This is a genomic window from Deltaproteobacteria bacterium (assembly GCA_005879535.1).
GTDB lineage: Bacteria > Myxococcota > Myxococcia > Myxococcales > 40CM-4-68-19 > 40CM-4-68-19.
In genome coordinates this window covers 24,726-33,092 of record VBKI01000101.1, presented here as the reverse complement: position 1 = coordinate 33,092, position 8,367 = coordinate 24,726, and the positions used below count along the sequence as shown (strand labels likewise).

At 68.6% G+C, this 8,367-nt stretch carries 5 protein-coding genes and 2 pseudogenes (2 of these 7 running past the window's edge); 2 read left to right on the top strand and 5 right to left on the bottom strand.

The window, feature by feature from the left end; all coding sequences use genetic code 11:
* Positions 1–5, top strand: a pseudogene (locus E6J58_23545) (hypothetical protein) (it extends 655 nt beyond the left edge of the window).
* Positions 5–229 carry a hypothetical protein gene (locus E6J58_23540; protein ID TMB32141.1) on the top strand — a complete coding sequence of 75 codons (225 nt, stop codon included), beginning with the start codon at positions 5–7 and terminating at the stop codon, positions 227–229. Before E6J58_23545 ends, E6J58_23540 begins: the two are co-directional and overlap by 1 nt.
* A gap of 1 nt (position 230) precedes the next feature.
* Here E6J58_23540 and E6J58_23535 read toward each other — a convergent pair whose 3' ends face one another.
* The 5 genes and pseudogenes from E6J58_23535 to E6J58_23515 all read right to left on the bottom strand — a co-directional run.
* Positions 231–1,151, bottom strand: coding sequence for a histidine phosphatase family protein (locus tag E6J58_23535; GenBank protein ID TMB32140.1), 921 nt, complete (start codon positions 1,149–1,151; stop codon positions 231–233).
* Positions 1,117–2,094, bottom strand: coding sequence for an NAD-dependent epimerase/dehydratase family protein (locus tag E6J58_23530; GenBank protein TMB32139.1), 978 nt, complete (start codon positions 2,092–2,094; stop codon positions 1,117–1,119). The genes E6J58_23535 and E6J58_23530 overlap by 35 nt, the downstream gene beginning before the upstream one ends.
* Positions 2,091–6,440: a sugar nucleotide-binding protein gene (locus E6J58_23525; protein ID TMB32138.1), complete on the bottom strand. Its 4,350-nt coding sequence runs from the start codon at positions 6,438–6,440 to the stop codon at positions 2,091–2,093. Before E6J58_23525 ends, E6J58_23530 begins: the two co-directional genes overlap by 4 nt.
* Positions 6,437–8,134 (bottom strand): DUF2088 domain-containing protein, encoded by a 1,698-nt coding sequence (locus E6J58_23520; protein TMB32137.1) that lies wholly within the window; start codon positions 8,132–8,134, stop codon positions 6,437–6,439. Before E6J58_23520 ends, E6J58_23525 begins: the two co-directional genes overlap by 4 nt.
* Positions 8,135–8,289: 155 nt before the next feature.
* Positions 8,290–8,367 (bottom strand): annotated as a pseudogene (locus E6J58_23515) (hypothetical protein); it runs 2,418 nt beyond the window's last position.

Sequence of the window (8,367 nt, the reverse complement as noted above, 5' to 3'; positions counted from 1 at the left end):
TCTGATGACGCTGGAGCGGATCGCCCGCACGACCCGGGAGAAGCGCCTCCAGTTCGCGAACGGGCGGCCGAACTTCGACATCAGCTTCTACGCCGTCAGCAAGTCGGGGCAGTACGGCAGCGCCGTGATGTACGGGATTTCGACGTTGGGCAAGCGCCGCCAGTTCTCCGTCGCGGACGCGTCGGGCGCGCGCAAGGAGGATTGCGCGTTCCTCTTCGAGCGCCGGTAAACTATTTGCCGGATCGCGTCGTCGCCCCCGGATCGGCGCCGAGGTGCGAAGTGTCGTTCCAGAGGCGGAGGAACGGCTCCTTGCCGGCGCGGAGCTCGACGACATTCAGCGCGCATTCGTCCTGCGCCCAGCGGATCCGGTACTTCCCGATCGGCCCGCCGGTGAGCGCGGCTGCGAGGATGCGCAGCGTCGCCTTGTGGGAGACCGCCAGCACGGGACCGGCCGAGCTCTCGTGGCGCGATCGAATCTCTTCCAGCGCCGCGAGGGCCCGCTCGGCGACCTGGGATACGGTCTCGCCACCCGGCGGTGAGACCGCGGAGGGATCCTCGACCCACGCCGCATGATGCGCCGGGTCGATCGCGCGCGCCTGCTCCGGAGTGAGCCCTTCCCACCGGCCGTAATCGATCTCCGAGAGTCCCGGCAGCACATCCGCCTTCATCCGCGGAGCGATCAGCGCAGCAGTTTCCGCCGTACGCCCGAGCGGCGATCGATAGACGGCCGCGAACCTGACGCCCGCGAGGCGCACGCCGAGCCGTCGCGCCTGCTCCCGGCCATGGTCGGTCAAGGGCAGCTCGCCGCGCCCGTTGAAGGAGTCGACCGCGGAAGAAGCGGTCTGCGCGTGCCGGGCCAGGTAGAGGAGCATTACCCTTCCTCGTCGCCGTCCTCGAGGTGCCAGGGGACGATCTGCTCTTCCGCGAAGACGACCACGTCGAGGCCGTTGCGTCGATCGACCCGTCCCGGCTCGTACAGCCGCCGGATCTTGGCGGGGCCGGTGAATCCTACCTGCGCCATCTTCACCAGCGATATCGCATCGTGCATGCGCGCGTCGCAGCCGTCGCGCTCGGCGGCCGAATCGTGCTCGTGGTGCTGCAGACACGAGAACACCGTTACGCTCCCTTGGCGATGAAGTGACGGCGCACATAGTGCACGGTGTCGGTCAGCGTCTCCACCGGATCGCGGGGGTGGAATCCCAGCACCCGCTCGCTCTTCGAGGAATCGATGAAGAACCAGCACTCGCCCATCTCCACGTCGCTGGCGGGCAGGTCGGGCTCGCGGCCCCGATCGCGCGCCCATCTCTCCATCCAGTGCGCGGCGACGATCTTGAGCGGCGAGGGCATGCGCAAGAGCGGCGGCGGCCGATGGGCGATGCGCCCCAGCCTCGCGAAGAATTCGGTGAACTCCCAGTTCGCCGTGCCCAAAAGGTGGCGCTCTCCGACGTTGCCCCGGGTGAGCGCGGCGACGAAGGCCTTCGCGGCGTCGCGGACGTCCACGAAGGAGATGCCTCCCCGCGGCATCACCGGGATGCGGCCCATCAGGAACCGGAAGATGTCCTGGGTGGAAGACATGCGTGCGTCGCCGGGTCCGAGCAAAAGGGAGGGATTCAGGATCACCAGGGGAAGGCCGCGCCGCGAGAACTCGATGGCGATCTTCTCCTCGTAGATCTTGCTCAGGTAGTAGGGCCAATTCCCGACGGCCTCGATGGGATAGTCGTCCTCCTCCGTCGCCACCCGCCGTACCCGCGAGACGCCGATGGTGCCGGACGAGGAGGCGAGGACGATGCGCCGGAGGCCCGCGTGCGCCGCCCCGGTGAGGAGGTTGCGGGTTCCCTCGACGTGCAGATCGTACATCTTGCGCGCGTCGGCCGGGTCGCGGCTTACCAGGCCGGCCAGATGATAGAGCCCCTCGACACCGGCAAGGGCGCGGCGGACCGAGTCGGGGTCGCGGACGTCGCCCTTGACCACCTCCGCGTCCGGGAATGGCAAGCCGGAGCGCACGAGGACGCGCACGTCATGTCCTTCCTCGCGCAGCATCGGCACCAGCGTGGATCCGAGGAATCCAGTGGCGCCGGTCACCAGCAGCTTCATCGGGAAGCCTCCAGCAGGCGTCCGGGCCGGCCGATCTCGGGCGGCGGCTTGCCGTCGCGCAGCGCCTCGATCGAAAGCCGGACCAGCCGCGTCACCTCCTTGTGCGCCGCCGATCGCGCGAGGCCCTGGGTGGCCCCGCGCAGCTCCTCGTAGCGGAGCACCGGCCCGATGCGGACGATCAGGTTGCGGCGCTTGCGCGGATCGGGAAGGAAGGCTCCCTTCGGCATCGCCTCGTGCGTCCCTTCCAGGTAGACGGGCAGGATGTCCGCGCCCGCCGCGAAGGAGAGATAGGCGATGGCGGGCTTGAACTCCTGCAGCTCGCCGTCAGGCGAGCGCGTTCCTTCCGGGAAGATGAGCAGGTGGTAGCCGAGCTCCAGGGTGCGCACCGCCGTGTGCAGCGATTCCTTCAGCGAGCCGCGCCTCTGGATGGGCACCAGGTTGGTGAAATTTCCGAACCAGGCGCGCTTCCAGGGGTTGTCGAAGAAGTAATCGCGCGCGGCGAGCGAGGCGAGCTTCGTGCCCTCGTCGCGGAGCGCGATCTTCACCAGGCCGACGTCGAGATGGCTGGTATGGTTTGCGGCGACCAGGAACGCGCCGTTCGCGGGCACGTTCGCCTGGCCGCTCACGTCGATCTCGAACACCCCGCCGTAGAGTGCCTTCTGGAAGAAGGAGATGGCCGCCCGGCCCGCGGCCGCCACGGGGCCGGGGATGAAGATGTCGTCGTCCTTCTTCTGCGCCAGCGTGCCGTCACGTTCGTGGGCGCCGTTGTCGCCGCGCTTCTCGATCCGACGCGCCAGCTCGCCCGCAGTGGTGATCGTGGCGGACTCCGACTCCGGCGGCGGCTTGACCCCGGCCTTCTCCAGAGCCACGGTCAGCTCGGCGACGAGCAGCGAGTCGAACCCCAGATCGGCGACGAGGCGCGTCTGCGCGTTCACGCTTCCGCGCGGCTTCTGGGCCAGGTCGGCGAGCAGATCGTAGAGCCAGGCGTCGCTCCCTGCCGGCTCGGTCGCGAGCTGCGTCGCCGCCGCGGTCGCTTTCTCGAGCCGGAGCAGCTCGGCCACGACCAGCGGGCGCTTCACCTTCCGCGTCGCCGTCTTCGGCAGATCTCCGTCCCAGAAGTGCAGCACCTTGACGCGCTTCCCGAAGGGCAGCTCGGCAGAGATGCGGGCGAAATGCTCCTCGACCTTGGCCCGGTCCTCGCGCGCCGCAGGAACGCAGAGGCAGGCGACGCGCTCGTGGCCTTTGCCGTCGGGCAAGCCGACGATCGAGAGCTCCTTGATCCGCGGCGAGGCGCCGTAGATCTCCTCCAGCTCGTCGGGGTAGACGTTCTTGCCGCTGGCGTCGAGGATCAGATCCTTCTTCCGCCCGACGAGCGTCAGGTGGCCGTCCTCGTCGACCCGTCCGAGGTCGCCGGTGCGCAGCCAGCCGCCGGCCAGCACCTCGCGCGTCGCCTCCGGGTCGTCGAGATAGCCCGCCATCACGTTCGGGCCCTTTGCGAGTACCTCGCCGACGCCGTCGGCGTCCGGGTTCTCGATCCGGATCTCGACGCCGGGCAGCGGTGGCCCCACGGTCCCGGTGCGCAGCCTGTTCTCCGGCATCGTCACTGACAGCACTGGCGCGGCTTCCGTCAGGCCATACCCTTCGGTGAGATCGAATCCCAACTCGTGGAACGCCTTCTGCACCTCCTCCGGCAGCGCGCTGCCGCCGGAGACCAACAGACGGAGCTTGCCTCCGAAGCGGTTGTGGATGGGCCAGAAGAGGAGCTTGCCGACGTTGAACGGCGTCCGGTTGCGCAGCTCTCCGTGCAGCGCCATCGCCGCCTGGATCGCGGCTTCCACCGCCCGGGGACGCGAGGCCAGCTCCTGCGTCAGCCGCCGATGGAGCAGCTGCCAGAGGGCCGGGACGCCGATCAGCGCGTGGATGCGCCCGGTGTTGAGCGCATCGGACAGCCGATCCGCGGTGAGCTCGTCGAGGTAGGTGATCTCCGCGCCGAGCATCAGGGGGACCAGCAGGCCACAACTAAACTCGAAGGTGTGGTGCAGCGGCAGCACGCTGAGGACGCCCTCGCCAACGCGCAGATCGAACAGTCCGGCGATCTTCGCGGCCAGCGAGGCGAAGTTGCGGTGCGTGAGCACGACGCCCTTGGGCTTCCCGGTGGTGCCGCTGGTGAAGAGCACCGAGGCGACGTCGTCGGCGGCCGCGCTCCTGCGCAGGGGCGGCAAGCCGGCCTCGTCGGACCCGCGCAATACGTCCGGCAACGTGAGCGTGCGCAGACCTGGAAGCGCTCGGAGTCGCTCCACCACCTTCGGGCTTGCCAGCAGGAGCGGCGCCTTCGCCGCCGCCGCGCAGTTCTGCACCTCCTGCGCGGAGAGGCCTTGATCGAGAGGAGCTGCCGCCGCCCCGGCCTTGAGGATCCCGAAGTAGCCCATCGCCCACTCAGGGCGGTTCTCCGACATGAGCAGGACGCGATCGCCGGCCTTGATTCCCGCCGACTGCAGCGCCCGGCCGGCGCGGTCGGAGAACCTGGCCAGCTCGTCGTAGGTGATGTGGTCGTCTCGCGTGCGCGCCAGCTCGCTCGCGCTGTCCTCGCCGGCGTAGAAGCGGAGAGCGACGCGGGGACCGAAGGCATGGCGCGCCGCCGCGAGCAGGGCGAGCAGGTCCTTGGGCTGGGACACCTCGCGCTTGAGCGCCTTGGTTTCCTCCTCGAGACCCGGGAAGACCCACTCCTCGAGCCCGCGCATGTGGACTTCCATCCAGTACCGCCGCCAGTCGATGGCTTCCGGGTCCCAGGGGAGCTTCGCGCGATCGTCCTCCGAGAGCTGCGCCCAGAGTTGCCGGGTGTGCTTGCACTGGAAGATGAACCGTTCCCCGGCGACGAACGGCAGGAAGAGGTCCCAGGTCATCTCCAGCGCTGCGAGCTGGCGGTCGACGCCTTCCAGCGCCTGGTCGGCGCGCGCCAGCAGCGCAGTGGTCCGGGGCGCGCCCCACGACGCTCCGCGTTCGGCAATCAGCTTGCGCAGTCCCTTCGCCGCTGCACGGAAGAGTGGCGCGCTGGATGCGAAGTAGAGCTCCTTAGATGCGGGATACGGCTCGAGGAAGGTGTCGATCCAGTTCTCGAACGCGCTGCGCTTGCCCTCCGCCACGCGTTCGTCCATCTTCCGCCGCTTGTACAGCGCCACCAGCTCGACGGAGCGCCGGACGTAGAAGGGGTTCACGTCGCCGGACGCGAGCTGGAAGACGCGTTGCTGCAGCCGCCCCGCGCACGCCGCTCCCGCGACGCCGAGGATGCCGGCCGCGACGAGGTCGACCGGAATCAGGTCGAGCACCAGCTTGTGTCCCGCGGGAAAGACCCGCTGTCCTTTGAGCCCCATGAACACCAGCGGCGCGGAGGTCGTGAACCCTTCGTTCCAGCCCGGGAAGGGAAAGCGGAGCGCGCTCTCCACGATGGCGGGGCGCACCAGCGCGTATTGGCAGCCGCTCGCCGCGATGGCCTGCTCGCCCATCGCCTTGGTGTACGTGTACGTGTTCGGCCAGCCCCAGGCCCGCGCTCTCTCCATTCCCGCCTGGACGAGCTGCTGCGCGAGCCAGAGTTTCCGCTCGCGACCGGAGGCGAGTCCGAGCGCCTTCTGATCCGCGGGATCCCGCCCTTCTTCCTCGAGCCGCTGGACGGCCGCGGCGCGAAACTGCGCGGCGAGAGTGCCGTCGTCCGCCTGCGCGCGCAGCCGCGCCACGACGGCGTCGACGTCCTTCAGCTCGGCATCGACGACGAAGGGGACGCGCGCCGCCTCGTCGAGATCGTGCGCCTTCGGATAGCTGCCGATCAACGGCTCGTCCTCGAACACCGGGCCGCGACGTGTTCCCGCGACGAAGCAGGTGGAGATGTGCACGAGCGTCGCGCCCGTCCTCTTGCACAGCTCCGCGGCGTTGCGTGCCCCCTCGGTATTCACCCGCACCGCCAGCTCCAGCGAGGGATTGAAGGTGACGAGCCCCGCGGAGTTGATCACGCACGCCAGCTTGGCGGTGAGCTCTTTGACCTGCTCCTCGGAGAGGCCGAGCATCGAATCGGTGACGTCGCCGGCAAGAGCGACGCATTTCTTTCGCAGGAAGGCCTCGAAGCCGTCGCCGTGGCGTTCGCGCAGCGGTCGGAACGGCTGCGTTCCGGCGACCTTGCCGAAGAAACGGTCTTCGGCCGTCCCGCCGGCGCGCGGACGCACGAGGACGTAAATCCTGCCCACGTCCGGATAGCGGTCGAGCAGCATCGTCAGCGCCACCTTGCCGAGGAAGCCGGTGACGCCGGTGATGAGGATCTCGTGGCCGGCGAAGGCTCTCTCGAGATCGAGGCTCAAGGTTGTTCCTTCGCCGCGATCCCGGGCTTCGCCGAAGGCCCGCCGCCATGCTCCGGAAGCTGCCGCACGCCTTCGTGCGCGGCGAGAGCGACCTCGGTCATCACCATCGGCGGGTGATGCATCAGCGTGATCTCCGCCGAGCGCCCCTGCCGGCCGCGCGCCATGTCGATGGCCTCCGCCAGCGTGTCGGCGCGTTCCCAGCCCATCAACTCGGGCACGTGGGTGTTCTCGGTGCCGACGGCGATGATCTGGCCCAGGTGCTGGCGGCCGTTCTCGCCCCAGTACCACATGTAGAAGGGGTGGGCGCCGTGGTACGCGTTGCCCTTGCGATAGAGGTGCACGTACGAGGGATTCTGCGCGAACTCCCGCTCGTACTTCATGTGCAGCGCCATCGCGTCGGTCGTCTCCGGCAGCAGGCGATGGAAGAACTCGATGTAGCTCGGGTGCTGGACCGGATCGAATTCGTCCATGCACGGGTGGGTGACGATCAGCGTCCCGCCCTTCTTCACCAGCGGCACGCCGCGGTTCATGTTGAAGAAGTAGCCGCAGGCCATCACCTGCACGAGCAGCGGGTTGAGGATGGAGTTCACGTTGTACGGGCTGATGTAGGGGATGCCCGCGACGAGGATGTCGGCCTGGCCGCGGACCTTGACGAAGAGCTGGCGGCGGCAGGCCTGGAGGATCTTCTCGTGCGCGAGCTCGGTGCGTCCGGCGGCGCAGGCGATCAGGCCGTACGCGGCGGGCACCCGGTGGAAGACGTTCTGCCGCAGCGCTCGCGGCGCCCGCTGCAGCGTCCAGCGCAGGCCGGCGAGCGCAGCGCGGTCGAAGTCGGTGAAGTCCTCCTCGCGCTTGCCGAGGAACGCCATCGCTCCGTGGAACATCTTGTTGTTGAGCGCGGTCTCGATGTGGAAGACGTTGAGGTGCTGGTCGATGACCTTGCCGATGCGATCGACGGAGCTGTGCAGCTCCGAGTGCTTCGGCTCCATGTAGCTCTTCGAGCCGCGGATGGCCTGCGGCGTGTGGTGCGCGCGCAGGCCCAGGTAGTCGGTGAGTCCGGTGCCGACCGACTTGTGGCCGCCGTCCATGGGGACGAAGTTGACGTTGAGGTAGATGACCAGATCCGCTTCCACCGCGCGCCGGGAGATCCGCACCTTCTCCCCGGCGTCGGTGGTCCCCAACTCGACGATGGCGCCGGGTTCCTCCGCGTCGTGGTTGGTGTAGTAGTCGGGGTAGTACGCGTCGAAGATCCGCGACCCGACCATCCGGCGCATCTCCGCCTCGGTCATGCGGCGGTGCAGCGCGTTCGCGATCAACAGATGCACGTCGTCGACGCCGGAATCGGCGAGGAGCTGGAGGACGATCTCCAGCATGAACTGGCGCACGTCGGGAGTGCGCATCGGCGGCAGGGGCAGCGAGATGTCGTCGATGGCGATGACCACCCGCATGCCCGGACGGAGCTGCGCGTGCAGCGGGTCGCACCCTTCGGGATGGTTGATGGCCCAGCGGATCGCGGCCCGCCAATTGGCCAGCTCCTCGACCGGCGGATTGGGAAACACCACGCGCGTTCCCACGGGGACCTCTTCGAGGAGGACCTCCGTGTCGGAGAACAACATGCGCGGCGGGGATCGCTTTTCCTGGATGACGACCTGCGAATCCTCGTCGTAGCTTTGGCGCAGCCTGTCCAGCGAGCGCATGGGAACGGCGGTTTTACCCGAAATTAATCCCGCCTTGCACGGCGCGCCCTTGAGCGAGCCTCTTGCTGAACCTCGGGGAAGGCAGGCCGACGAGTGCCGCCAGGATGCCTGCCAGGCAGGCGAGCTTGCGCCCACCTCCGCAACTCCGCTTGGCTTCAGGGTGATTTCGCGAGGTTACGGCCGGATGACGCGCAGGGTTCCGGCGGTGCCGTCGACGACGTACGCGTTGCCGT